The following is a 26,591-nucleotide window of genomic DNA, read 5'->3' on the forward strand; positions in this document are numbered from 1 at the left end:
CCCGTACCAAAATTGACTTCAAAATCATCCGGAAACCAAAGAGAAAAAGAAAGTAGAGTTTAGTTTTAACCCTACTTCTCAATTCCGAAGGAATTTTCCAAGAAGGCCTTATTATTTCATTTAGCAAATGAAACTCAAATATTAACTTTCGTTCAAATCTCCGCTACCAATTTTTTCATTTTAGTCAATCCCAAGCGGGCAACTTGAAGGGCATCCTGTTTCCAATAATCTTGGTTGAATAGTTCCAAGGACAGCACCTTTTCCCCTCCCATATCCTTGAGATCTGTCAGGATTTGTTTTATAGGTGCTGCACCATCGCCCGGATACACCCTGTCTTTGTCCTCTTGCTTTTCTCTTGGTATGGTATCGATAAAATCATTCATATGAAAAACCTCTATCAGATTTCCATTGAGCATCTTCAGCCCATCATAGCCTGAACCACCTCTATAAAGGTGGTACACATCAGGTAAAACCCTTGCCTCCGGATCATTGGCTACTGCTGCCACCATCAGAACTTGACCTAAATGATTAAAATATGGAAATGCTCCCCAGAATTCCAACTGTGGCATGACCCCGGTTTTCCTTCCAAGATTCAAAAGTTCCCTGTATCTCTCCCCCGCTTTGAACAAATCCAAGTGACCTGTAACCCCCGCAGCGGGGGCGGCAACTCTCTTACAGCCCAATTCTGCCAGCATGTCCATTTCCTTCTCCATTTGCTCAAAACCGGCCTTCCTTTTTTGATCATCATCCACCATCCAAGGGGCAAATCCAATGGCATTTTCAAATTTCAATCCGGAATCATTCAGATGTTTTCTTAGAGAAGCCATCGAATTACCCGCTTCTAAAAATGCCTGAATATCCCTTATCCAAAGTTCAACACCATCATAACCTGCTTTTGCGGCAATTTCCAAATAACCAAGCAGCCCGGGATTTTGCCCCATAATGGTACTTGTGTTGAGGCAAAAACTAAATTGACTCTCTTTTTTTGATACTTGGCCTTTCGCAGCACTGCTTGTCAAAAAAAGTCCGGCACCTAGGCTTATTGATTTGATGGCATTGCGTCTTGTGATCATTTGAATATAATAAGATTGTTGAAATTTAATATTAATAAATCCAGAAGCTTTTTTTCTACCATCCATGTAAATCGAAAGGATAGAATAAAATTGACCTAATATTTTTTGATATATTCAAACCACTAATTTACAGTACCCTCATAAACCTATGAAAAGCATATTTTTTTCCATTTTGGGAAGCCTATTTCTAAATGTTATTACCATTGCACAGGCTCAATCTGAACTGGAAAGAACCTATCTAACCAACATTCCCTTCCATCAGGAAGTAATCAGTGGAGGATATTATGTAGATCCTCCACCAAATATAGAGGGCAATCCATATTTCAAATCAAAAAGTTTTGAAAACGGTACGATTACCATCAATGGACTGACTTATGAATCTGTTCCACTTTTGTACAATATCCAAAAAGATCAAATAATCACATTCCATCCAGTACACAGTCAAAAAATTCTTCTCAACAGTGAAAAAATCAATGCTTTTATATTGTTTACTCCCGAGAAATCCGTTTTTGTCCAGATTGAAAACAATGATACCTATCCTCATCATAATAGCGGATTTTATGAATTGGTAAAAGATGGAGATGCCCAATTATTGTGTAAACATTACAAAACAACAAGTGCCAAAAAAGAGGTTGGCAAATACAGTGGCTATTTTACTGAGGACTCGGATTATTTATTGAAAAAAAATAAACAGGTCATAGTGGTTAAAAAAAGGAAACAGGCTTTTGAATTTTTGGGATTGGAGAAAAAAGAACTTTTGAAAGAACTGAAAAAAAATGGGATCTACTTTCGTGGGAATCCAAGGGCTTTTCTTGGATTTTTGACAGCATACCATAACCAACAAGTACCATGAAAAAAAGCCTTATATTCCTATTAATAGGCTTTATTTTAGGTGTTGGTATTTCAGAAGGCCAGGTAAATCCCAAAACAGGGGATGAGACTATCAATGGTCTTTTTGCCGGAATTCCTTTTAAAAGGTTTATACAGCAGATCGAAGCTTCAAAGAATTTCAAATTCTACTTTTCTGAGGAGGAATTACAAGATCTAACTGTTAATATCAGTGCCATAGACAACACACTCGATCAGGTTCTCTCCGGGATTTTTGATAATACAGATTTTGTCTTCACTATTGATGAAAAAAACAGGGTCTTTATCACCAAAGGAAAAAAATTGGATCTCGGATTAACGGAGGATTTTTTTTACCAAAGACTGATATCACTAAACAGGACAGCCTCGCAAGGCTTTCAGATATCGAAAGGACCTTTTCCAGAAACAAGCTTTATGTAATCGGCACTCGCTCCACAGGTCAGGAGGCTGTTCTTCAAAGTAGGGTCACCGGTATAGAAACCGGAAATCCTGTTTTTGGAGCGATAGTTTTTGAGAAAATAAATTTCATAAGAGCCATAGCCAATGAGAATGGTGAATTCCAAATCAGACTACCTCTTGGAAGACACACTTTGTTTATCCAAAATCTAGGTGGTTTTGTAGAACAAAGGCAGATCAGCCTGCAAGGGGATGGGATTTTAGACATCGCCATTGAAGAAAATGTCATCAGTCTCTCCGAAGTGGTGGTCAGTTCAGAAAAAATGACAAACATTTCAAGACCGGAGATGGGGGTTCAAAAACTGAACATACAAGCCATGAAGAGAATCCCGGCAATTTTGGGGGAAGTGGATGTGATCAGAAGTATTCTGACGTTGCCGGGTGTGCAGACTGTCGGTGAGGCAAGTGTAGGATTCAATGTCAGAGGAGGCGCTGCTGATCAGAATCTTATCCTTTTCAACCATGCGACCATCTATAATCCATCCCATCTTTTTGGATTGTTTTCTGCATTTAATCCTGACATGGTCGAATCAGTGGACTTGTATAAAGCAGGGATTCCTACCAAATATGGCGGACGGCTTTCTTCAGTACTTGACGTCAATGCCAAATACGGTGACTCTGAAAAAATCAGGGTTAAAGGAGGAATAGGCTTACTTACAGGCCGACTGACTGTAGAAGGGCCCATTGGGGAAAATACAACATTTATCGTAGGAGGCAGGTCCACCTATTCTGATTGGCTGTTGAATGTCCTCGAGGAAAATACAGACCTAAATAATGCCAGAGCTTCTTTCTATGATTTCAATTTCAATGTTTCTCACAAGATCAATCCCAAAAACATTATCAGGCTCAATTCATATCTCAGCAGTGACAATTTCAGATTTGACAAAGACACCTTATTCCAATACCAAAACCAAAACTTCAATTTATCCTGGGTGCACTATTTCAATGAAAGATTGGAATTGGAAACTGTAGTAGGAAGAGATCATTACAATTTTGGTATTGAGGGCAGAGATAACCCCGCCAGTTCATTTGATTTAGGTTTTGATATCAAACAATATTTCCTTAAGGCCAACTTCACTTATGCCCTCAATGAAAGACACAAGCTTAATTTTGGCGCAAGTACTATTAGTTACAGGTTGCAACCTGGTTTTATTACCCCATTGGGTGAGGAATCCATAGTAGTCTCGGAGGAAGTCAATCACGAAAGGGCAATGGAAACAGCATTTTATCTGGGGGATGATTTTGAAATCAATGACAGGTTATCTGTGAATTATGGGGGCAGGTATGTGGTGTATCAATATTTGGGTCCGAATACTGAAAGAATATATGAACAAGGCCAACCCATATCTTCATCAACATTGATAGGTGAACGAAGTTTTGGATCAGGTGAGACCATCAATGTTTATCATGGACCTGAGTTCAGAGTTTCTGGTAGGTATATTTTGAATAATGTTTCTTCAGTAAAGGCCGGTTACAATACAAACAGACAGTTTATCCATCTTTTGACCAACAATGCGGCCATTGCTCCAACAGATGTTTGGAAACTCAGCGACCCAAATATAAGACCTCAATGGGGTGATCAGATTTCTATAGGATATTACCGAAACCTCAAGATTGACGCATATGAGTTTTCCCTCGAAACCTATCATCGGAATATGAGAAACCTGATTGATTTCAGATCAGGTTCTACCTTGTTGTTAAACAATACCATTGAGCAGGATATCCTAAGAACTGACGGCAGGGCTTATGGCGTAGAGGTATTATTAAGAAAAAATATTGGGAAATTGAACGGATGGGTCAGTTACACCTATTCAAGGTCTCTCCTCAGGACTGCTGAGGAAGAAACCGCCGAAAAAATCAATGACGGTAATTGGTACCCTAATAATTTTGATCAGCCACATAATGCAGTCTTGGTTGGTAATTATGAATGGAGTAAACGCTTAAGCACGTCTATCAATGCCAATTACAGTACCGGAAGGCCTATCACCCTTCCCATTGCCAAATTCAACTATGGCGGTTCTGAAAGAGTCTTTTTTTCAGATCGGAATGAATTCCGGATACCCGATTACTTCAGACTTGATTTCTCAGTCAATATTGAAGGCAATCACAAAATTCGAAAACTGGCACATTCTTCTTGGTCGATAGGTGTCTACAATCTTCTAGGGAGAAGAAACCCATACTCTGTTTATTTCACGCCTGTCAACGGGATTTTACAGGGATATCAGCTTTCAATATTTGCTCAGCCAATTCCATTTATTACCTATAATTTCAGAATCTAATGGGGAAAAGACTTCTTTATATATTTACTTTATTCCTTCTTCCTTTCATGGCAATAATTGGATGCCGGGACCCTTTTGAACCCGATGTGACCACTACAGATTTGAATTACCTTGTGGTGGAAGGTTTTATTGAGATAGATGCTCAAGAGTCCATATTGAAACTCAGCAGGTCTATCCCATTGAGGGCCGAAACCCGACTTCGGGAAGAATCAGGAGCCAGTATCACACTGATTTCTGAAAATAATGAATCTTGGGAATTTGTGGAAAAAGAACCGGGAACTTACAGGCTTACCGGAACCTTTGATCCCAATCTAACCTACAAAATCAATATATTACTCAGCAACAATCAAGAATATGAATCCGATCCGATGATCCCTAAGATCAGTCCGCCAATTCAAAATGTTGGTTTTACAAGAAATGAAGATGGTGTTAGCATCCATGTCAGTACCCAAGGAAATGAAGATGCAGTGTATTTCCTTTGGGATTATGAAGAAACATGGCTCTTTAGACCTCCGTTTCCATCACCTTTTATTTTTAATCCTACAACAAATGGGATCGACCTAAGGAAACCTGAACAGCAGATAGCATTGTGTTGGTTGGACAACAAAGTCAACCGTGTTTTATTGGAAAATGCAGGAAGGTTTGCCAATTACAGTATTCAAAAAGATATGGTCTTTATTCCCAATCTTTCCGAAAAACTGATGACTCGCTACAGTTTTTCTTTGAGGCAAAGGGCTTTAGATAAAGACGCTTTTGATTTTTGGGAAATTATGAGAAAAAATACAGAGGATATAGGTGGAATTTTCAGCCCACTTCCTTCATTGATAAGGGGGAATATCAATCCTGTAAATTCCACAAACAAAGTTGCAATAGGATATGTGAGTATGGGAAAATCAAGAAGCGAAAGGCTGTATATTAATGTTCAGGAAGTCAGGCCATGGCCTGTATTTATCCCTGATTACCTAGAGTGCCAATTAGAGTTGGACACTATTCCTCCAACTTCCTCTTATATAGAGTTTTCGGGACCCAATTTTATCCCTGTTGTTCAAGTAGTAAATTCTATGGGGGCAGTATTAGGCTACAGGGGGGCTGAAGCAAGATGCGCAGACTGTACCTTGAGAGGAAGCAATGTAAGACCTGAATTCTGGGAAGATTGATGAGCATTAAAATGAAAAAAATAGGTCCTTTAATTTGGTTGTCATTTCTTTTGATGCTTCATCCAATTTTGGTTCAAAGTCAAAATGATTTTGCCGAGACTATCAGTGCACATGTTTCAAAGAATATAGCTGTTGCAGGAGAAACTATCTGGTTTTCTGTAAATATAAAGATAACTGAAAACCAGAATCGAAATTCGAAAATCTTATATGCGGAACTAATTAATAGAGATGGCCTACCTGTCCTTCAATCCATGCATGCTTTAGAATCCCATAGTAGCGAAGGATATCTTATTATACCAAATGAACTCGAATCTGACCACTATTTATTAAGATTCTATACTAGAGTCAGTCCTTTACTAAGCGAAGAAGGGGTTTTTAACCAATTTATAACCATTATCAATCCAAAGAAATCTCCAAGAACTTTTCCTACTTCAGACCAATCCATAAAGTATGTTTTTACAAATTTAAAAGCCCACCTTGATGAAAAAATAATCACTAAAACAAAACAAGAACTTATTTTTGAAATCCCTGAAAATTTCAAAACTAAATCTACCACTGTTTCAGTTTCTATCCTTAATCCTTTTTTACCTGAATTGCTCCATGGTCATATTGATGGCAGGATTTACATGGAATTTCCCATAGACCAATCTCTTGTCCCCGAACCCTATGGACATATCATTGCAGCAAAAAACCTGAATCCAAAAATTGACACAACCGAAACATTCTTTGTATCTGCACATGGTATTCAGTCCATAGTCGTTTCCTCCAAACCAAATTTGACCGGAGACCTTTATTTTGAATTGGGTGCTTTCAGCGATTATGCATTCTTGATCGCTCAATCTTCAGACATAGAAAATCAACTCAATTTCAGCCCAGTTTCACCTTTTTTACCATTCAAATTCAAAGAGGACTTTGTTTTTCCTAATTTAAATTTGAAGTCTCATGACAAGGAATTTTTGATGGACCTGATTCTTTCATCTCAAGTAGCTACATACTTTTACCCTTTGGAAAATGCCGAAGACTTGCCAGTTGTCACGGGTTTTCTGCCCGACAATACTTATATGCTCGATGACTATACAAGATTTGATGATGTGGAAACTACCTTAAGGGAATATATACCGGAGGTTTGGGTAAGGAAGCAATCCAAAAAAACGCTATTCAAAGTTTCCAATGCACCGTTAAATGATGTCTTTAGAGAAAATCCTCTGATCTTATTAGACGCAATGCCCATTTTTGATGCAGATGCCTTGGCAAAATTTAACCCTACCAAGATCCAGAAACTTGAAGTAATTACCAGAGAGTTTTCATTCAATAAGGATAAGTTTTCGGGCGTTATCAGCCTAACTTCTTTTGACAATGATTTTGGGGGATTTGAATTGCCTGAAAAAGCACTCTATCTCAACTATCCTGAAATCCAAAAGCCAAAAACACTTCAATCCCAACATTTGAATATTGATCTTAAGGATCCCAACTTCCCTGATTTCAGAACTTCTTTGCTTTGGAGATACAACTCCTATCCAACTGAAAATTTGAAAATATACTCCTCAGAAATCAAAGGAGATTATGAAATCCTCATCAGTATAGTGGAAGCAAACGGGAATATGAAATACTTCACAAACATCCTCCAAGTTGAAGATTAGACCAGTCCCTATTAGACAATTTGCTCAAATATTTACTTTGGAGAGTCTTTCTTGGTCAATTCATTTGTCAAAAATTCCTGCAATTTTCCTTGGTAAATTGCTGCTTCTGAATTGTAACTAGGCACAAGTGTGTTTTTTTCAGGAAAACTTTCCATGTGTAAAGTCTGAGTTGGAAAGGCAAACCGAACACCCAAACCGTTTGCCAAACTGACAATTGACACCAAAATTTCATGTCTACATTTCAATTCTTCGGCCCAATTAGGCACTTCGAAAAAGATGTAAAACATGATATCCTGAGAGTAGGCTGACAGGTTATTGAAATAAATATGATAAACATTTTTTCTCGTATTGGGGTGGTTATCAACAATTTTCCTCAAACCTTCTACAAAAACCTCAATCAACTGAGGCGGTGTGTCATAGGTAATTGTCAATGTGGTATAAAATCTCCTGAAATGCCTTAACCCATGATTATCAATGGTAGAATCTGCTATTTTTCCATTCGGAATATACATCACTGAATTTCGGAAAGTCCGTACTCTCGTTGACCTAAACCCGACCTCTTCTACAGTACCATCTACATCTCCTGAGGTAATCCAATCACCCACCTGAAAAGGTTTGTCTATAAAAATCATGATTGATCCAAAAAAATTCTTGATCGTATCCTGCGCTGCCAAAGCAAAAGCAAGACCACCAATAGAAAGTCCTGTAAGGAAAGGCACAATATCTACCTCCAAACCCTCTTTAAGCACAAACAAGGTACCCACAATGACCACAAATGCTTTGAGGGTCTTTCGCAACAAGGGGACCAATTGGTCATCGAGGGTAGATTCGGTCTTATCAGCCAATTTGGCAAAATACATGGCTACGATATCCACGATTTTGTAAAAAACAATGGTAATGATCAATGGTTTTGCCGCATTCAAAATCTTTAACACAAAGGCCACTACCTCTATCGGAAGCTGCAAAAGTCTGATGAAAAGTGATGAAATCACTACAATCAGGTAAATACTGGTCACTCTTGCTACAGGAAGCAGATATTTCTTCCCAACATAAGCATATCCTAGCTTGACCACGACATACAGGAATACTTTATCCAACAATACTGTAATAATCTTATGAGAAAGAAATAGCAGCAAAATCAGAATAAACAAGCCAGCTAATTGCCAAAAGTGTAATCCAAGATAAACCTGATTTCCCAATTTGGGCAGGAAATTAAGTAGCCGGTCAGTACCATAAGGATAGGTTTCCCTATGCATTTCTTCAATTTGAGAAACCGTAAAAGCACTGAATTTCCACTCTCTTCCTGTCTTTTCTAAATATACCAAGGGAAGTTTTTTGGCATCAAAGAAGAATTTTGCCTGATTGCTATAGAGACTATCGATGTAATCAGGATCATTTGGGATTTCTGATATTCTTACATAAACCCCATTTCCATCAAAAATCTGCTTTAACTTAATTGCCAGCTTTTCAGCCTCTGATTTATTATCGGGAGAAAGCTTCAAGGCCTCAGCAGCGATTTTAGGATCATAATTATCTTCCCTGAGATTATAAAAAAAACTAAGTGTAGCAGTATATGGGGTATTCAGACTTTGAAAATCTTCCAGAGGAATCGGAATTTGATTTTCATCAAGAACAATCTGTCCAAAACCCTGACCTGAATAAATCAACAATGAAAAAATCAGTGGAATTAAATATTTCTTTTTATACATGTCTTTGATTCAATTTGGCCGCAAAGTTAATAATATCCTTTCCAATGGAAAACCAAAATGGAAATTGCTGGTTTTCTAAACCGGAAACGAGTAAATTCCAGAAAGTTGATGTTACACAGGAAGTCGGTATTCAGAGAATTTATTGTTGCTGACCACATAAATGATATATTCATTTTGTGCAGCTGAAAATTTCATTTCCAGTTTCTGACTACCATCTATCGGCCTTGTTGTCAATAAATTCCCTTTAAGGTCATATAGAAATATGAATCCCTGATTCCTGTCAAGCACCACAAAAATATTTTTATCTGCTGCAAAAGAAAAATATTGGAATTGCAGGTCATCAGAAAAAATATCCTTTGAGAAAAGTACCTGACTATCCGAATCAAGGATTGAAACTTTGTTGTATTGATGGACGGCAAAAAGATACCTGTCATCTTTTTGGTCCTTGATCAAATGGAACTCGGATTCTCTATCGGGTCTCATCAGCTGATTTCTATAGGTAATTTCTCCTAAGAAATTTACCATTACAATTTCACCGGTTTGTGTAACAGTCACCAATCGGGTTTCTTTTGCACTACCTCTTTCCAACAAAATGTAATCAGTTCCTAGACTTTCCCCTAATCTTATAGGACTTCCCAATTCGGCATCTCCTCTTCTATTGTACAAATACAATTCACCAGAATTTGCCAAGGCCAACATTCTGTCTCCTATACCAGCAATTCTGTGGTGGGCAGGTTTAATTGAAATTGGCGAGTTGATTTTTTTAGGATTCCAACCCTCTAAGATTTTTCCCGACTGATCTGTCAAATACAAATCTCCTTCCATAGTACTTACAAAAAATCTATAATCACGGTTATTATCATAATCCAATAAATTGATATGGGAAATAATTCCCTGAGAAAATCTGATTGGGAAATCAGGAAGTAAATTCCCAAACCTATCTATGGCATATATAAAATTCTTCGTGGCAAAAAGCAGCTGAAGTTTGTTGTTTTTATAATAATCAAACTGAAATATTTCGGATATCACAGGACCATCAAGCTCATAAGAAAACACAAACTCTCCTTCATTTGTGATGAGATGAATATTGTTTTTCTCATCCTGAATTATGAAGTCAACACTTTTGTCATTGAAGTTCTGAATACTTTTTGGCCCAAAAATCAGTTTATCATTAAATGTGACCGAGGAGCTTTCCACCAAGACTACTTGTTGCCCCAACTTTGGTTCTGAAGGATTGTAGGACAATTCCAATCTGACGTTGAGTTGATTACCATCCTTGTACAGCTTCACAAATGTCTTATCAATTGCTTGAAATTGTGGGGCATATTTTTGAAAAAATGATTTCCAGTTGGGAGAACTTGCATCAAGGATATTTGGCCAAAAACGGGAAATATCAAGCACAAAATCATATACGGAATCAGATGAAAGATCTTCTAAGATTTTTTTATGTTTCAGCGTTTTACTCCAGACATTGTCATTGGCAACATCATCGATGAATATTTTCAAAGCTTTGATGCTGTTGCCAAAAACAAGTACATTACCAAACATGGTCACGTAGGTGTTGTCAAAACCTAAAAAATTACCATTGAACAAATGGGCCGGAAATTCCTCGGTAGCGATGATCAGAATCTCCTTCCCCCGGTAACTATCCTTAAATCGCGAACTGTCAACTTCTATTTCATAACCAATAGTGAATTTCTCTAGTAAATCCAATTGCCTTTGGGCATCTTTTGTGCCTAGAAAAAGCAATTTATCTTGTGCTTCCTGGTTCAATTTCTCTAAATAAACCAAGCCAATATGTCCAGTAAAGTCATTGAAAAAACCCTGTTGGATAAGTCCATTATCAATTTCACCCAACACGGTGCTTTTTAGCGTGAATTCCGTATCCAGTAAATCAAATATTTGCTGAATTCTTCCCAACTGATATTGATAATATGCTGCCGTTCTATTGGAAATAAAATCCTCGAAAAAGGTAATTGCATCTTGCGAATTGGCTGAGAATCCCATATTGGTCTGCTCTCCAATTAAGGCCAATCCCTCAAGCAAAATCCGACTTTCACCAAATTTCAGTTCAAGATTAGCTGAGATCTTATTTTTGAAAAAATCATCCAATCCTAAATGGTTGGGTTCCATGGTGACCACTTTTACAAAATTGCTCAGACCATCACTCCCAAGTCTGATGACACCAAGGCCAGTAGGAATGGGAAGAGCTTCCAGTAAATCTTCATGTTTCTCTTTGAATCCTCCCAAAGCATTATTTTGCGAATGTCTGATTGCATCCTCTACCAAAAATGATGTGAAACTTAAAATTTGAAGATTTCCAACCCTTGCGTAGGTCAATTCCTTATCATTTTCTTTGCTTCTAAATTCTTTTACTTTGACATTGCTGTAGTTTCTGGAGGAAATAGACACCGAATTCCCCAATTTATTTTCCAGTTGAGTGACCAATCCAAAATCTGAATTCTGTGGCATCGCGAGAATAAACAAAAAATCAAATTCCTCTTTACCAACAGGGTGCAAAGATATTGAAAGCTGATTTCCCTTGAGATACCTTTCAAGATTCCCGGATCTTCCGACGAGACTGTCCAAAAACAGCAAACTTTGTTCTGCCTGTTGGAGTGCCGGAATACCTGACAATCTTCCCCAAACAGGCTGAGTGACCAATTGATTCCAGGCCATAACGGCTTGATAGGTTTCAAAAACCAAGACCGCATCTGTAGAAACCAACTCTAAGGCATTTCTGGGTTTTTCCCTAAAAATATTTTTGTAGGCAAAAAAACCCCCAATACCGAAGACAAGCAAAATCAAAAGGGCAAATATTATTTTTTTCACTTTCAGGTGGGATATTGGCTGGGTGGCTTCAAAACTCAAAAGACAAAAAAACAAAAAATCCCGATATAAAACCGGGATTTTGAATTAAATCGTTCAAGAGCTTATTTACTGGAGATTTTATCCAATACACTCATGACTTCTTTGACATGGCCTCTTGAAACTTCCAATAGCGTTTTTTCCTCTTCATTGAGATCCAATTCGATTACCTTTTCAACTCCGTTTTTACCCAAAATCACAGGCACTCCAAGGTAACAATCATCAATACCATATTCACCGTCCAATTTGATACACACTGGGAATACTCTCCTTTGGTTTTTCAAAATCGATTCTACCATTTGCGCGGCAGCCGAGCCCGGTGCATACCACGCAGAAGTACCCATTAACTTCACCAATTCCCCACCACCGAACTTCGTTCTTTCGATGATTGCATCGAGTTTATCAGCATCTATCATTTCTGTTACAGGAATCCCGGCCACAGTCGTATATCTTGGTAAGGGAACCATTGTATCACCATGGCCGCCCATAAGAATAGCTTGGATTTCCTTTGGAGATATATTAAGTTCTTCTGCAATAAACGCCCTGTATCTAGCTGTATCAAGGATACCTGCCATACCGATCACTTTCGTTCGCGGCAGATTGGAGGTGATATGTGCCTGATAAGTCATCACATCAAGTGGGTTTGAGACAACTATGATGATAGCATTTGGTGAATATTTCACCACACTTTCGGTGACTGACTTCACGATACCTGCATTGGTCTCGATCAGGTCGTCACGGGTCATGCCCGGCTTCCTTGGCAAACCCGAAGTAATCACTACTACATCTGAATTGGCAGTTTTACTGTAATCATTCGTACTTCCAACAGTTCTGCTGTCATACTGATTGATCGGGGCTTTTTGCCAGATATCCAGAGCTTTGCCTTCTGCAATTCCTTCTTTGATATCAATCAATACTATTTCCTCGGCAATCTCTCTGTAAGCCAATACGTCTGCGCATGTAGCACCTACATTTCCGGCACCTACTACTGTTACTTTTGTCATGATTATATGATTATTTTAAGTTTTTAACTTTGGTTTAAAAGTGGCGCTAAGTTATTAAACAAAGCCTATTTAATAAAGTAATACTGTGATAACTTCACTGTATACTCTTAGTGTTTTGCTAATCGATATAGATAAAAAAATAATTTTGTCAAAAAGGTTACCTAGAAGAAGTATCAAACATCTCACCCAAATTGAAGAAGCCAAAAGAGCTTTTGTAGGATTTAAACAGACGATGATTATTCTCATTATAAAATTCAGCTAATGAAGTCATCATTTTGGCTTTGATTTTCGGATTATTATCAAAAATCTCATGAATAGAAAAATGAGGTATCACCAGCAGCTCTGCCTGCTCTGAAAATACCACAGCAGTATAAATCCTTTTTGTATTTTCCAGCAAGCAATTTTCCCCAAAGCCTTCCATTTTTCTGACTTCTTTAATTACCTCAAAATCATCTTTGATATCAAGAGTAAGATTGACAAGCCCTGATTTAACCACATAGAAAGCATGACTAGGATCGCCCCTGAAAAATATCACCTCATCCTTAGCATATTTTCTGTAATGAATAGCTGAAAGAAAACGGGCCATTTCAGAGTTCTTCAATTTTTCAAAAAATCTGATTTGAGCCAGAAACTGGAAAGTTTCTAATTCTGAGGCACTAAAAGTTTTTGAAAAAGGATTGATCATCATATTACTTTTTTAAAATACAAAACCTGTTTTGTGGATTCCGTGCATTTGAAGTGATCACTGATACGATATCCTACCAACCAAGCAATCTCATCCCCTGAAAGAAGCACCAATACTTGCTTCTTTTTGATCAAGGGCACTTTCAAATCTACTAATAAATCACTGATTTTTTTTTCTTTGTTCATTCCCAAGGGTATAATCCTATCTCCTTGTTCCCATCTTCTGACCCGAAGGGGAAATTTAAGTTTTTTCAAGTCTAACATGGCATTTTCAGAGGAACGTTCAATTTCAAAATCGTGATCAAATCGAAGGATATCATACTTGTGCGACCTAAGATTCAATTCAATGTCGTAGGAATCCAACTCTACGTCCTCCCATTCAAAATCATTTTTGCCTAGGATCAATATGTCTCTATCCAAATTCAACATATATTCCCCTGCATAGAATGTTTTGCCTGGTTCACCAATGTCTATTGACTTAATAACATCCTGTACATCAAAATATGAAAAACCAAAATCCCGCAACCAATAATACAACATGGATTGCTTTCCTGACAATTTCTTTATGCTGGCAATTTCAAGATACTGATACCCATTTTCCCACCGGACATATTGGTCACGCCATAATCCAAATAGGTCAAAAAAAGCCTTTCCAGTATCCTTCAATCTTTTGAAACTCATATCCAATACCTGAAGGCCATCCGGAAAATCCTCGCTTAAGGTGGGTAAAACCCTGTTTCGCAATAGATTTCTTTTGTAATCATTTGTGTCGTTGCTGCTGTCATTTCTCCATGTAAGTCCATTTTCCTCCATATAAGATCTTATAAGCGACCTTGAAAACGGTAGCAAAGGTCTTAGGATGTTTCCTCTTTTTTCTGCCATCCCATAAAGTCCCTCTATCCCTGTTCCCCTCAATAGGTTAAGAAAAATGGTTTCAATTTGATCCTCAAATTGGTGTGCTACTAAAACACCATCGAAACCATTATCTTTGACCAATCCCTCAAACCAATCATACCTGAAATCCCTTGCTGCCATCTGAGTGGATTTTCCAATAGTCTTAAACATTTCTTTTTTGGTCTTGGTAAGAAATAAAGGCACTTCCCATTTTGCAGCTAACGCTTTTACGAATGCCTCATCTTCTTCACTTTCCTTTCCCCGCAATTGAAAATTGACATGTCCTAGCGAAAATTTGACACCTAAACCATGCAATAAGTGCCCTAAGCAAACACTGTCAATCCCACCGCTTATTGCCAAAAGGTATGATTTCTCTAAATCTAAAAGATTTTTCGAACGTATATGAATTTTAAAAAGGTCTTTCATAAATCAAAAATACCATTTTTGGTTAATTTTGGGATCGATTTCAAATCAAATGATCAAAAACACATATTTTCTAATCACCCTTATTTTTCTGATAATTGTACAGGCCTCCACAGCTCAGAACATGCTGGAGATCCAACAAGCTGACCTACTCCAAGGTGCGGGAGGCTTTGAGAGGCTCCTTCAAAATGTAAGGATGAAGCACCAAAACTCCCTGATTTATTGTGATTCTGCTCATTTTTACAGAAGTGAAAATAAAGCTATACTCTATGGAAATGTGAGGATTGTTGATCAAGTAGATCCGATTACCACCAATAGTAGATATGCAGAATATGACGGCAACACCAAAATCGCCAAACTCAGAAATAATGTGGTATTCCAAAATGAATCGACAACTTTGTACACCGAATTCCTGGATTATGACAGAACTACGGGGATAGCCAAATATTTCAATGACGGGAAAGTAGTTGATAGTACCAACGTACTTACCAGTGAAAATGGTGTTTACGAGACAGCAATTGAGAAAATCACTTTTACCGAAGATGTGATTCTTGTCAACCCTGATTATACTTTGAGAACAAACTTTTTGATCTATCGGACAGTCCCCAAAACTTCAGAAACGATAGGAGTTACCAATATTATTTCAAAAGAAGGAAATAAGTTAAATGCTCAAAAGGGTAGTTTTTACGATACTGAGAATAAGATTTTTAGATTTTATGACGGAGATGCCGAAACAGAAACCAGTAAAGTATATGCTGAAACACTCTTCTATGATGAAAACCAGAAGTATTATGAAGGAAAAGTCAACGTCAGTGTCCTGAACAAAGAACGTGAAATAGAGATTTTCGGTGAAGAAGGCAAATACTGGGAAGAAAATAAATACAGTTTGGTTTATGGCAATGCATTGGTCCAGAAATATTTTGAAGCAGACACCATGTATATGATTGCTGACACTTTGATTTCTCAAGACAGTGAAAATGCAGAAGAACGGCATTTACTGGCCTTCAACAATATACGTTTAATTAAATCCAGCTTATATGGAAGATCAGATTCTCTGGCATATATCTACGCTGATTCCACCATACATCTCTATCAAGACCCGATCTTATGGGACAATAAAAGTCAAATATCGGCAGATAGCATTAGGTTTTTGATAGCAAATGAGGAAATAGATATGGTTTATCTCAATCAAAAAGCCTTTACCATAACAAGGGACACCATTGGTAATTTCAATCAAATGAAAGGCCGAAAGATGACAGGCTATTTCAAAGAACAAAAAATGAGTAAGCTTCATATCCAAGGTAACGGTGAATCGATTTACTACGACCTCATAGGTGACTCAACACTTCGAGGTATGAATAAAATGCTCTGCGCCAATATCATTATGTTTTTTGATGACGGTAGATTGGTCAAAACAAACTGGCTGGTCAAGCCTGAAGGATCCTTCAAACCGCCTCATTTGTTGGAAGATGACGAGCGTGAATTGGAGGGTTTTAAATGGAGAGAAAATGAAAAACCGAGTATGGAGGACATTTTCTCATGGAGAACCCCAAGAAAAAGAGAAGAAAATCAATTTAATTTTTTCAACGAGCCAGATGCTGTTATACCTTATCCTGAAGAGGAGGAAATACAAAAATTAATTAAGGAAAAACTTAAATCAGGGGAGTAAGCTTTGGGCTTTTGCTGAAACTGTAAAATTTAAATTTTCATTAACGGAGACATTAAAAAAAAATTTCATTAAGGTTAACAAATTTTAACCCCGAAATGGTTAATAGTTCAAACCTATTTGGTATTTTTATACGTAGTTAAAAATGAATTGCTTCAAAACAGTTGCCAGCCTATTGATAAAAAATTTACATGAAAAAGATTTTCGTACTTTTTGCGCTCATACTTATGCTGCTTCCGACTTACTCGGACGCACAGGTGCGTGTGTTGTCCGAAAATATTGAATTCAATGGAAAAATAGGCACAGCACAGCGCAAATCCTTAATCATTCAGAACCAAAGTAATCAACCTGTAGAATATAGCCTTAAGTTTTTACGTGGTAATATCGGCTCTTCTCAAAACATTAAACTTTGTATTGCCGATAAATGCTTCGATCCAAAAAGGGATATGGCTAAAATCCATTTAATACTTGCACCAGGGGAAATATTTACTGATTTATACTTAGAGTTTGATTTAGGTATCACGGAAACAAAAGGTAATTTCGACCTTCATTTCACCAATACGGAAAATATAAGGGATGTTTTCGTCATTGAAGCTATATATGATGTTTTCAATCCAAGTATTGAAGAAACCAATCACAAAGATATTTCAATAGGTAGTGTCTATCCCAATCCGAGTAATAGGATTGCCCAAATAGATTATGAATTCAAAAATCCAAATACGACAGCAAAAATTACAATCAATAGCTTCATAGGGAATCCTGTAGCCGAATACCTGCTAGAACCGGCCCAAAAAAGTCTAGTCATCAATGTGGCTGACCTCAATCCAGGAGTTTATTTTTATACCTTATTTGTTGACAACAAAAATATAGTGACCAAAAAACTCGTTGTTAAGAAGTAAGCAAATTCCAAGGATTTTGAACAATTGGATTAGTATGATTATTCCCTTATATTTGCGCCTCCAAAAAATAATGAAAAACCTTAGTCCATTCATCCTTCTTTTGTTCTTATTGGCAACTTCTTCTTGTGGCGATTTCTATAAATTAGAAAAAAGCACCAATTGGGAAGAACTGTACGAGTCCGCCAATACCTATTACAATGCAGGAGAATATAGCAAAGCAATTATTTTGTACGACAAAGTTCTACCTGTCATCAGAGGGAGCGAAAAAGCAGAACTTGCTGATTTCAATTATGCTTACAGTCATTTTAGAATGAAAAGATATATTGAGTCTGCAGGATACTTCAATACATTTTATCAAACTTACAACAGAAGCCCTCTTGCAGAAGAAGCATTGTTTATGAATGCTTATTCTTTATATCTTGATGCGCCTGATTATAATCTTGATCAAAAAAGCAGTCATGATGCGGTAAACGCGATACAGCTATTTATTAGTAGGTTTCCCGAATCAGATTCCTATGAAAGGGCCACCGCTATGATTGATGATCTTCAGGTGAGATTTGAGGAAAAGGCTTATCAGGAATCCATGCTCTATTTGAGGTTGACCGAAGGTTTATATCCCGGCGAATTTTATAGGGCTTGTATCATTAATTTCCAAAACTTTGCAAAGGCATATCCTGATAGCAAACATAATGAAGAATTGGGATTTAAATTGGTAGAAGTATCCTTAGCATATGGTGAACGAAGTGTATTTGACAAAAAAGAAGAAAGACTTAAGGATGTATCCAAATATGGAGATCAATTTAAAAGAAGGTATCCGGAAAGCAAATACTTAGGAAGTATTGAGACTTTGATTAAAGAATCTCAAACTGAGCTTGTCGCCCATCTCAAAGTAAAAAAGGAGTATGAAGAGCAATTGGCAAAAGCAAAATTAGAAGCTGAAGCAGCCAAAATGAATCAGCCTGAAGCTACTAAAGAATTATCAACAGAAATTAAAAATAACTAATCATATGGCCGTTAATCCATCAATTATCACTAGAGATTTGGATAAAGTTTCCGAACCAACTGGCAACCTTTACGAATCAATCCATATTGTCTCTCAAAGAGCAAAACAGATATCTTCAACCATGAAGGAAGAGTTGAATAACAAACTTTCGGAATTTGCTTCCACGGTAGATAACCTTGAAGAAGTTTTTGAAAATAAAGAGCAGATTGAAATCTCCAAATTCTATGAAAGAATGCCTAAACCTACAAACTTGGCCATGGAGGAGTTTATGGATGGGAAATTATATTATAGACATCCTGATACATCTTCAGAAGGAGAGTAATGCAACTTAGGGGCAAACGGATTTTATTGGGAATAACGGGCAGTATTGCAGCCTATAAATCTGCAAGCCTTACGCGGTTATTATTCAAAGAAGGTGCGGAAGTACAGGTAATCATGAGTACTTCCGCTCTTGATTTTATAACGCCCCTGACTATGGCTACCCTTTCCAAGCATCCGGTACATCATGAGTTTTATGATCCCAAATCAGGAGTGTGGACCAATCATGTCGATTTGGGTCTTTGGGCTGATTTGTTTTTAATTGCCCCTATTTCAGCAAATACTTTGGCCAAATTGGCAAATGGCATCTGCGATAATCTCATGGCGGCCACTTACCTCTCAGCACGGTGTCCTGTGATGGTCGCTCCGGCCATGGACTTGGACATGTACCAACATCCATCTGTCAGAAAAAATCTTGAAACCATCCTTTCATTCGGCAACCTTATTCTCGATGCTGAAGAAGGAGAGCTTGCAAGCGGACTTTCGGGTCAAGGTAGAATGATGGAACCGGAAAATATTCTGGAACATGTTATTTCTCACTTCTCAAAAAGCCAAGCATTCAAAGGAAAAAAAGTTTTGTTGACTTCTGGACCTACACAAGAAGCATTAGACCCTGTCAGGTTTATCAGTAATCATTCCTCAGGAAAAATGGGAGCTGCTTTGGCAGATGCGTTTGCAGAAGAAGGTGCTGAAGTATATTTAGTCCTCGGACTGGGCGCAAAAAAACCAAAAAATCCAAATATTAGGATATATCCAGTCCGAAGTGCAAAGGACATGCATCAAGCGGCTGCTGAAATTCATCCCAAAATGGATATTAGTGTATTTGCTGCCGCTGTTGCAGATTATGCTCCTAGAAATGCTGCTGTTGAAAAAATCAAAAAAGAAGGTGAAGGAATGACGTTGGATTTAGTCAAAAATGTTGATATCGCACTTTCTTTAGGTAAAGAAAAACTTCCGCATCAAATCCACGTCGGTTTTGCTCTTGAAACTGAAAATGAGGAATTCCATGCCAAATCAAAACTTGAAAAAAAGAATTTTGACCTGATTGTTCTGAATTCCATGAAAGATACCGGTGCGGGCTTTCAGTTGGATACCAATAAAGTAAGTCTATTTTTTGCCGACGGAAGGTCTGTGGTTTCAGAAGTACTTCCAAAAAAACAAATTGCTGAAATGATTTTGGATGGGATAAAAAATCTTCCAATTAAAATCTGAGTACTGAATTATCGTTATCTTTAAAGATAAAATTCATTATGAGGAAATACTTATTACCCTTTTTTTTCTATCTCATCCTTGTCCAAGGTTACAGTCAAGAATTGAATTTCACAGTCATCATCAACAGTGACAGGGCAAGGACTCAGGAATCTGGTATTTTTGAAGATATGAAAGTTAATTTTGAACAATTTCTCAATGGCAGGTCTTGGACTGGAGACCAATTCCAACCCGCAGAAAGAATCAAAGGAAACATGCTGATCACCATCAGCGACATGCCACAAGTAGGATTTTACAATGCCACAGTTCAGGTCCAAACTGTCCGACCTGTTTTTGGAACCAACTATGAATCATTGGTTATGAATTTTATTGACCGAAACTGGTCCTTTGAATTTATTCTTTCACAGCCATTGGAATTCAACAGATTTTCTTTTCTCAATAATATCAGTTCTTTACTTGCCTACTATGCTTATATCTCATTAGGATTTGACTACGACAGTTTTGCTTTGAGAGGTGGAGATCAATTTTTTGAAATCGCCAATACCATTGTCAATAATGCCCAACAAACCCAAAGACCAGGATGGGGTTCCAATCCCAGTGATAGGAGAAACCGATATTGGCTGATCAATGACATTTATACTTCCTCTGTTTTTGCACCAATTAGGGAAGCTGTATATCTATACCACAGAAAGGGTCTTGATGTCATCATTTCCAACCCCCAAGAAGCCTACACCAATATAGTAGAAGCGATACGCTTGGTGGTACAGGCCAACGAAGCACAACCCAACAGTATCTTCACCATTGCTTTTATTGATGCCAAAGGAGATGAAATCAGCAAGATTCTAAGAAATGCACCAAAAGAAATCCGTACTGAGGCTGTTGAACTGCTTTTAAAAGTAGACCCAAACAATGCAAGAAGATACAATGATCTCCTTAAAGGTTGAGATCAATTTTTATTAGATTTGTAACACCTATCATTCTAACAAAACCATGCTCAAATCCCTCTCCATTACCAATTATGCTTTGATCCAAAGTCTGGAAATGGAACCGAATAAATCATTGAATATGATCACCGGAGAAACGGGTGCAGGCAAGTCTATCATGTTGGGAGCAGTAGGCCTTTTATTGGGAAACAGGGCAGATACCAAAGCCTTGCTTGACATTGACAAAAAGTGTGTGGTAGAGGGTAATTTTTCGATTCAAGATTATGGGTTGGAAGATTTTTTTAAAAATGAAGACCTGGACTTTGAGCGTGAATCAATCATCCGTAGGGAAATTAGCCCTTCAGGAAAATCCCGGGCATTTATCAATGATACACCGGTAAGGCTAGAAACCCTTAAAGAATTGGGTAAATTTTTAATGGATATTCATTCCCAACATGATAATCTACAGATAGGTGAAGGAGAATATCAGCTTGGCCTTGTAGATGCATTTTCTGCAAGCAAAAAAGAAAAATCATCCTATGGCCTGTCTTTCAAAATTTACCAAGAAAAAAAGAAAGACTTAGAAAAATTATCCAATGAAGCTTTTGAACTCAAAAAAGAAGCTGATTTCAATAAATTCCAATTAGAAGAACTTTCTGCTTTGAGATTGACGGAAGGTGAACAGGAAGAATTGGAAAATGAACAGGAGATTCTTGAAAATGCAGAGGATATCAAATCTAAAATCCAAGAAATACTCTCTCAGCTGGAAAATGAAGAATTTGGAGGATTAAAGACTTTGGCATTGGCAAATCAAGGTGTTCAGCAATTGATGAGATTTGCCCATAAATTTGAACCTTATGGCGAAAGATTCAAAAGTGTGTTGATCGAGCTGAAAGACGTTGCTGCAAGTTTGGAGGAAGAAGACGCGCTTATTGAAGTGGATTTTGAAAAACTGGAAACTGTCAGAGAAAGGTTAAGTAAAATCTATCACCTTCAACAAAAACATGGTGTTGATTCTGTAGAAGAATTGATGAAGTTGGAAAGAGAATTGGCCGACAAGGTCTTTCAGGTAGAAAATCTGGATGAGGCATTGGAAAAGCTTCAAGTAGAAAAAGATCTGGCGGAAAAGGATTTACTGGAAAAAGGTGAGGTTCTGTCAAAAAGGCGGGTCTCTGCATTTCAGCCCTTTGCGAAGGAACTTTCTTCACTGTTGCAACAATTGGGTATGGAGAACGCCCAAATTGAGTTTTCCCAAGAAAAAATCCAGCCTACCAAAAACGGGCTTGACAAAATTGATATCCTTTTTTCCGCCAACAAAGGCGTCAAACCTCAGGTCCTCAAACAGGTGGCTTCAGGCGGTGAATTTTCCCGGTTGATTTTTGCCATCAAATACATCATGGCCGATAAAATGGCGCTCCCTACGCTCATTTTTGATGAAATAGATACAGGAGTCTCAGGTGAAGTGGCACTGCAAATGGTACGCATGATGCAGGATATTGCCAAAAAACATCAAGTAATCTGTATCAGTCACCTCCCTCAAGTAGCCGCCAAAGGCAATCAGCATTATTTTGTCTACAAGGACAATAGTTCCGAAAAAACCATCAGCAAGATCAAATTGCTCCAAGGAGAAGAAAGAATCCTGGAAATAGCCAAAATGATAGCCGGAGAAAATCCATCCAATACTGCATTTGAAAACGCCAGAGAGTTGTTGGAGAGGTAGGGAGGTGACAAATTATCCAAACCACCTTATTTGAAATGGCTGAATACTTTTTTCTGATCAAATGTGTCAAAGGCTTCTCCTTGTTCATATCGAACGAAGAGAGAAATCTATTCTGCCCTTAGGTATATTAGACCTCTCTTCCGTACTGTTATCGGGATCGAGGTGACAAGGCAAAATCTTTTTATAATAGCTGTCCTTATTTTGATGGATCGTTACTGACATTCCAACCTCTCCTTGTTTCGACGGCAGGAGAAATCTATTCTGCCTTTAGGTATCCGGACCTCTCCTGTCGTCGAGGTGACAAGGATACGCTATTTGATTCTCTTGAACACTTTTTTAGTTCAAATATGTCAAAGACTTCTCTTTGTCATTTCGAACGAAGAGAGAAATCTAATACCCACAACATCTGCTATTAGTTAACTAGGTTGCCCCCATACTTGGTACATGATACTTTGTACTTGGTTCATATCTCTCAAATCTCCCCTCCCCCCTCCTAAGTCTTAATTTTTTCCTTATTTTTACCCATTGATTTAAAACCAACCAAAAAGATATATTATGTCTGAGAATTTGTTGAAAGGAAAGCTAGGAATCATCACAGGAGCATTGGATGAAAACTCCATCGCATGGAAAGCTGCTTTGAAAGCACACGAACAAGGTGCCAAATTTGTATTGACCAATGCGCCGATTGCCATGAGAATGGGGGCAATCAAAGAATTGGCCGAACATTGCAATACCATCATCATTCCTGCCGATGCTACTTCCCTGGAAGATATCGAAAAATTATATGCCGAATCAAAAGAATATTTGGGGGGTAACTTTGACTTTTTGCTGCATTCCATCGGTATGTCACCCAACATCCGGAAAGGCCGTTCTTATGGGGACCTCAATTACGATTGGGTAAATAAATCCTATGATGTATCTGCTGTTTCTTTTCACAAAATGATGCACATCGCTGAAAAAATGGACATCATGAATGAATGGGGGTCTATTCTCGGCTTGTCATACATTGCTGCCCAAAGGGTTTATCCTTTCTATACAGATATGGCTGACGCCAAAGCATTATTGGAAAGTATCGCAAGAGGATATGGCTACAGGTATGGTAAACTAAAAAAGGTAAGGGTAAATACCATTTCCCAATCACCTACCAAAACCACCGCAGGAACAGGAATAGGTGGTTTCGATGCCTTCTATAATTTTGCAGAATCCATGTCCCCGCTTGGGAATGCTTCAGCAGAAGCCTGTGCAGATTATATCATCACCATGTTTTCAGACCTGACCCGATATGTCACCATGCAGAACCTTTTCCATGATGGTGGATACTCCACTACCGGTATTTCGGAGGAATTGATGGAGCAGTTTAGGGATTTGTAGGGAGGAGTTTGACCTCTATGGCAGGTTGGAAAAGTATTGAATTAAAAGAACTTGTCCGCCGGGGCGGATTGGAAGATTGCAAAATTGAAAATTGGAATTAGAGAGGGTTTAACCCTCTTTTTTTGTGGGAAAAAATCCCTAAATTTAAATTATGGAAGAGATTTTAAAATATCGATTAATTGAAGAAATAATCGCCACAAACGACATCGTTATTCTCGATCAGATCAAGTCTCTTTTAACCGGAGAAAATGGTGATTTTTGGGATAACCTTGATGCTGATTCGAAGAAATCAATCGAAAGAGGTTTGAAGGACTTTGAGTTGGGGAAAACAGAAAGCCATGAATCAATTATGGAAAAATATAAATCCAGATTTACTAAATGAATTTTGAAGTCATTTGGACTAAAGAAGCAGACACTACTCTTGGTGAAATAATCCTACATTTAGAAAAAGAGTGGTATCAAAAGCAAATCTTCAACTTTTTAGACAGAATTGAAAAATTAATTGAGCTGATAAAAGTATATCCATATCTTTTCCCCGTTTCGAAAACCAAAGGGTTGAGAAAGGCAGTGATTAATAAGCAATCCAGCCTTTTTTACAAGGTCGATCAAGATAAAATCATAATCATCAGTGTCAGAAGTAACGCTAAGGGTCAAAAAAATTATCCTTCTTGATAACTCCAACCTTTCTAGAACTTCCTACAGAATCGTAAACACTTCGCAACTAATACTTATATGAAATACAGAAACACCCTAATCCTAATTGCACTTACACTATTCACTTGGTCATGCGGTGAATCAAATAAAAATGAAGATGGCAAATCAGAGCTTTCAGAGATGTCCAACCTCGAAAAAGAACACCTCTTGGAAAAAGAAGCCTATGCGGACAGTGTCAATATGGGTTTGATGGAGGACACTTTCAAAGGCAGTGCGAGGCGGGAAACCAAAGGCAAAGTCGGAAGTGCCCAAATTACAGTAAATTATGGCTCTCCGGGAAAAAGGGGAAGGGTGATTTGGAACGGGCTCGTTTCTTATGATCAAGTTTGGGTCAGCGGTTCGCATTGGGCTACTGCGGTGACATTTTTCGATGATGTTATGATTGACGGTAAGGATGTTTCTGCCGGTATGTATGGATTTTTCACCATTCCGGGCAGGGAAGAGTGGATATTGATCCTGAATAAAAACTATGACCAACATTTGGCTGATGAATATGATGAAAGGGATGATGTAGCACGGGTAACTGTCACGCCCAAAGCCCTTGATGAAACCGTTCACCGTCTCACTTATAGCATAGACGAAACATCTAACCGATCTGGAAATCTCAATTTATCTTGGGATCAAATCAAAGTGAGCTTGCCAATCGAAACCAAAGAATAAAAATGATTAAATTCAACAAATCAAGACCCGATTAAATACATCGGGTCTTTTGGTTTGGCTTTCATTTTTATTAAATATTTTTTAAAATGAAATTAAAATAGATATCATCAAAGTCAAATTTTGGCAAATATTTGGATTCCATAAATTCTATTCCTTATCTAAACTCAAAAACTGGATATTGTTCAACACCAATCCATTCGCAGGGGCATGAATGGGTATGTTTCGGAGTTCGGGTTTTTTCAATGATTGCTCAATTTCTTTCAAACTTAAATTTCCCAATCCCAATTCTATCAGTGCCGTAATCATCTTTCGGATTTGATAACGCAAGAATCCCTTTCCTTTTACTTTGAAGGTAAATGCCTCCTTGGGGATCAATCCCAATCCTGCATTGATATCTTGGATAATATCCGCCACCATAATTTCCCTGAAATAGTCATCACTCACTTTATCAATTGAACAATAGCTTTGAAAGTTGTGCTTCCCTTCAAACAACTTAGCCCCTGCCTTCATTAATCCAATATCCGGATATCCTGCAAAATAGGCCAAGTTTGCCGCGGCAAAAGGATGGAACTTCTCCCCGAAAGCAAAGTGGTAATGATATTCCTTGTAAGCTACATCCTGAATGATATTGAAATGTAAAGGAACGGACTGAACTTCCAATAATCTGATATCCGATGGCAATACTGCATTGACGGAGTCAAGAAGATCAGCTGCTATTACATGTTTCAGAAACAATTCAAAAGCCCCCCTATTACAAGAAACTCCAGCATCAGTCCTGCTTGCGCCAAGGATGGTAAAATCTCCATGCCCGAGGATAAACCTGAAGGCTTTTTCCAAGGTTCCCTGAATGGTTTTGACTCCGGTCTGTTTTTGCCACCCGTGATATCCTGTCCCGAGGTATTGAATATAAAACAGGTAAGTAAAAGGTCGGGACTGCATGATTGGAAATGAAAATAGTTTAGTTCAACAAAGAATTAAAAGTAAAACGATATAACCAAAATGAATAAATTCAACAAAAAGCGGTTTGAATCCAACCGTCTTTTTTTGTTTGTTC

Annotated in this window: 23 protein-coding genes; 16 read left to right on the plus strand and 7 right to left on the minus strand. The window is 37.9% G+C overall.

Annotation, left to right across the window (positions count from 1 at the left end; genetic code table 11):
- Positions 1–152: 152 nt before the first annotated feature.
- Entirely contained in the window at positions 153–1,073 is a 921-nt protein-coding gene (locus HMJ38_RS21800; protein WP_194976566.1) for a sugar phosphate isomerase/epimerase family protein, read from the minus strand.
- A 148-nt stretch (positions 1,074–1,221) separates the two neighbouring features.
- On the opposite strand from HMJ38_RS21800, the gene HMJ38_RS21805 reads away from it, so the two are divergent.
- The 5 genes from HMJ38_RS21805 (at position 1,222) to HMJ38_RS21820 (ending at position 7,472) form a co-directional block, all read left to right on the plus strand.
- Entirely contained in the window at positions 1,222–1,926 is a 705-nt protein-coding gene (locus tag HMJ38_RS21805; RefSeq protein WP_194976567.1) for a hypothetical protein, read from the plus strand.
- On the plus strand, positions 1,923–2,360 hold the full coding sequence (locus tag HMJ38_RS25410) for a hypothetical protein (protein WP_228780204.1): 438 nt from the start codon (positions 1,923–1,925) through the stop codon (positions 2,358–2,360). Before HMJ38_RS21805 ends, HMJ38_RS25410 begins: the two co-directional genes overlap by 4 nt.
- A 170-nt stretch (positions 2,361–2,530) precedes the next feature.
- On the plus strand, positions 2,531–4,675 hold the full coding sequence (locus HMJ38_RS21810) for a TonB-dependent receptor plug domain-containing protein (RefSeq protein ID WP_228780205.1): 2,145 nt from the start codon (positions 2,531–2,533) through the stop codon (positions 4,673–4,675).
- Positions 4,675–5,832 carry a DUF4249 domain-containing protein gene (locus HMJ38_RS21815; protein WP_194976568.1) on the plus strand — a complete coding sequence of 386 codons (1,158 nt, stop codon included), beginning with the start codon at positions 4,675–4,677 and terminating at the stop codon, positions 5,830–5,832. The genes HMJ38_RS21810 and HMJ38_RS21815 overlap by 1 nt, the downstream gene beginning before the upstream one ends.
- An 11-nt stretch (positions 5,833–5,843) precedes the next feature.
- A complete protein-coding gene (locus tag HMJ38_RS21820; RefSeq protein ID WP_228780206.1) occupies positions 5,844–7,472 on the plus strand; it encodes a hypothetical protein in 1,629 nt (542 codons plus the stop codon).
- A gap of 32 nt (positions 7,473–7,504) precedes the next feature.
- On the opposite strand, the gene HMJ38_RS21825 is transcribed toward HMJ38_RS21820, so the two are convergent.
- The 5 genes from HMJ38_RS21825 to tilS form a co-directional block, all read right to left on the minus strand.
- On the minus strand, positions 7,505–9,181 hold the full coding sequence (locus HMJ38_RS21825) for a mechanosensitive ion channel family protein (RefSeq protein ID WP_194976569.1): 1,677 nt from the start codon (positions 9,179–9,181) through the stop codon (positions 7,505–7,507).
- A 111-nt stretch (positions 9,182–9,292) separates the two neighbouring features.
- The gene (locus tag HMJ38_RS21830) at positions 9,293–12,013 is read right to left on the minus strand and encodes a hypothetical protein (RefSeq protein ID WP_317174584.1); all 2,721 of its coding nucleotides are present in this window, start codon (positions 12,011–12,013) and stop codon (positions 9,293–9,295) included.
- 101 nt (positions 12,014–12,114) lie between these two features.
- Positions 12,115–13,053, minus strand: coding sequence for a malate dehydrogenase (gene mdh / locus HMJ38_RS21835; RefSeq protein WP_194976570.1), 939 nt, complete (start codon positions 13,051–13,053; stop codon positions 12,115–12,117).
- 157 nt (positions 13,054–13,210) lie between these two features.
- Positions 13,211–13,738 carry a Crp/Fnr family transcriptional regulator gene (locus HMJ38_RS21840; RefSeq protein ID WP_194976622.1) on the minus strand — a complete coding sequence of 176 codons (528 nt, stop codon included), beginning with the start codon at positions 13,736–13,738 and terminating at the stop codon, positions 13,211–13,213.
- Positions 13,738–15,057, minus strand: coding sequence for a tRNA lysidine(34) synthetase TilS (gene tilS / locus HMJ38_RS21845; protein WP_194976571.1), 1,320 nt, complete (start codon positions 15,055–15,057; stop codon positions 13,738–13,740). Before tilS ends, HMJ38_RS21840 begins: the two co-directional genes overlap by 1 nt.
- Positions 15,058–15,106: 49 nt before the next feature.
- Between tilS and HMJ38_RS21850 the strand changes: the two genes are divergently transcribed.
- From HMJ38_RS21850 to HMJ38_RS21900, 11 genes are all read left to right on the plus strand, one after another.
- Entirely contained in the window at positions 15,107–16,723 is a 1,617-nt protein-coding gene (locus tag HMJ38_RS21850; protein WP_194976572.1) for an OstA-like protein, read from the plus strand.
- 188 nt (positions 16,724–16,911) lie between these two features.
- Positions 16,912–17,619, plus strand: a complete 708-nt coding sequence (locus tag HMJ38_RS21855; protein WP_194976573.1) for a T9SS type A sorting domain-containing protein — start codon at positions 16,912–16,914, stop codon at positions 17,617–17,619.
- Between the two features lie 70 nt (positions 17,620–17,689).
- Positions 17,690–18,622 carry an outer membrane protein assembly factor BamD gene (locus HMJ38_RS21860; protein WP_194976574.1) on the plus strand — a complete coding sequence of 311 codons (933 nt, stop codon included), beginning with the start codon at positions 17,690–17,692 and terminating at the stop codon, positions 18,620–18,622.
- A 4-nt stretch (positions 18,623–18,626) separates the two neighbouring features.
- The gene (locus tag HMJ38_RS21865) at positions 18,627–18,944 is read left to right on the plus strand and encodes a DNA-directed RNA polymerase subunit omega (RefSeq protein ID WP_194976575.1); all 318 of its coding nucleotides are present in this window, start codon (positions 18,627–18,629) and stop codon (positions 18,942–18,944) included.
- Positions 18,944–20,152 (plus strand): bifunctional phosphopantothenoylcysteine decarboxylase/phosphopantothenate--cysteine ligase CoaBC, encoded by a 1,209-nt coding sequence (gene coaBC, locus HMJ38_RS21870; RefSeq protein WP_194976576.1) that lies wholly within the window; start codon positions 18,944–18,946, stop codon positions 20,150–20,152. Before HMJ38_RS21865 ends, coaBC begins: the two co-directional genes overlap by 1 nt.
- A 38-nt stretch (positions 20,153–20,190) precedes the next feature.
- Positions 20,191–21,093: a type IX secretion system protein PorD gene (gene porD / locus HMJ38_RS21875; RefSeq protein WP_194976577.1), complete on the plus strand. Its 903-nt coding sequence runs from the start codon at positions 20,191–20,193 to the stop codon at positions 21,091–21,093.
- A 46-nt stretch (positions 21,094–21,139) separates the two neighbouring features.
- Complete coding sequence (recN, locus tag HMJ38_RS21880; RefSeq protein ID WP_194976578.1) at positions 21,140–22,792, plus strand: DNA repair protein RecN; 1,653 nt, start codon at positions 21,140–21,142, stop codon at positions 22,790–22,792.
- A 555-nt stretch (positions 22,793–23,347) separates the two neighbouring features.
- A complete protein-coding gene (locus HMJ38_RS21885; protein WP_194976579.1) occupies positions 23,348–24,163 on the plus strand; it encodes an enoyl-ACP reductase FabI in 816 nt (271 codons plus the stop codon).
- A 151-nt stretch (positions 24,164–24,314) separates the two neighbouring features.
- Entirely contained in the window at positions 24,315–24,545 is a 231-nt protein-coding gene (locus HMJ38_RS21890; protein ID WP_194976580.1) for a hypothetical protein, read from the plus strand.
- Positions 24,542–24,835 carry a type II toxin-antitoxin system RelE/ParE family toxin gene (locus tag HMJ38_RS21895; RefSeq protein ID WP_194976581.1) on the plus strand — a complete coding sequence of 98 codons (294 nt, stop codon included), beginning with the start codon at positions 24,542–24,544 and terminating at the stop codon, positions 24,833–24,835. The genes HMJ38_RS21890 and HMJ38_RS21895 overlap by 4 nt, the downstream gene beginning before the upstream one ends.
- Before the next feature lie 60 nt (positions 24,836–24,895).
- On the plus strand, positions 24,896–25,537 hold the full coding sequence (locus HMJ38_RS21900; RefSeq protein ID WP_194976582.1) for a DUF2911 domain-containing protein: 642 nt from the start codon (positions 24,896–24,898) through the stop codon (positions 25,535–25,537).
- A 147-nt stretch (positions 25,538–25,684) separates the two neighbouring features.
- Here the strand turns inward: HMJ38_RS21900 and truA are convergent, their stop codons facing one another.
- Complete coding sequence (truA, locus tag HMJ38_RS21905; RefSeq protein ID WP_194976583.1) at positions 25,685–26,476, minus strand: tRNA pseudouridine(38-40) synthase TruA; 792 nt, start codon at positions 26,474–26,476, stop codon at positions 25,685–25,687.
- Positions 26,477–26,591 lie beyond the last annotated feature (115 nt).

The sequence above is a fragment of the Aquiflexum lacus genome (genome assembly GCF_015476655.1).
In the GTDB taxonomy this organism is placed as follows: Bacteria; Bacteroidota; Bacteroidia; order Cytophagales; family Cyclobacteriaceae; genus Aquiflexum; species Aquiflexum lacus.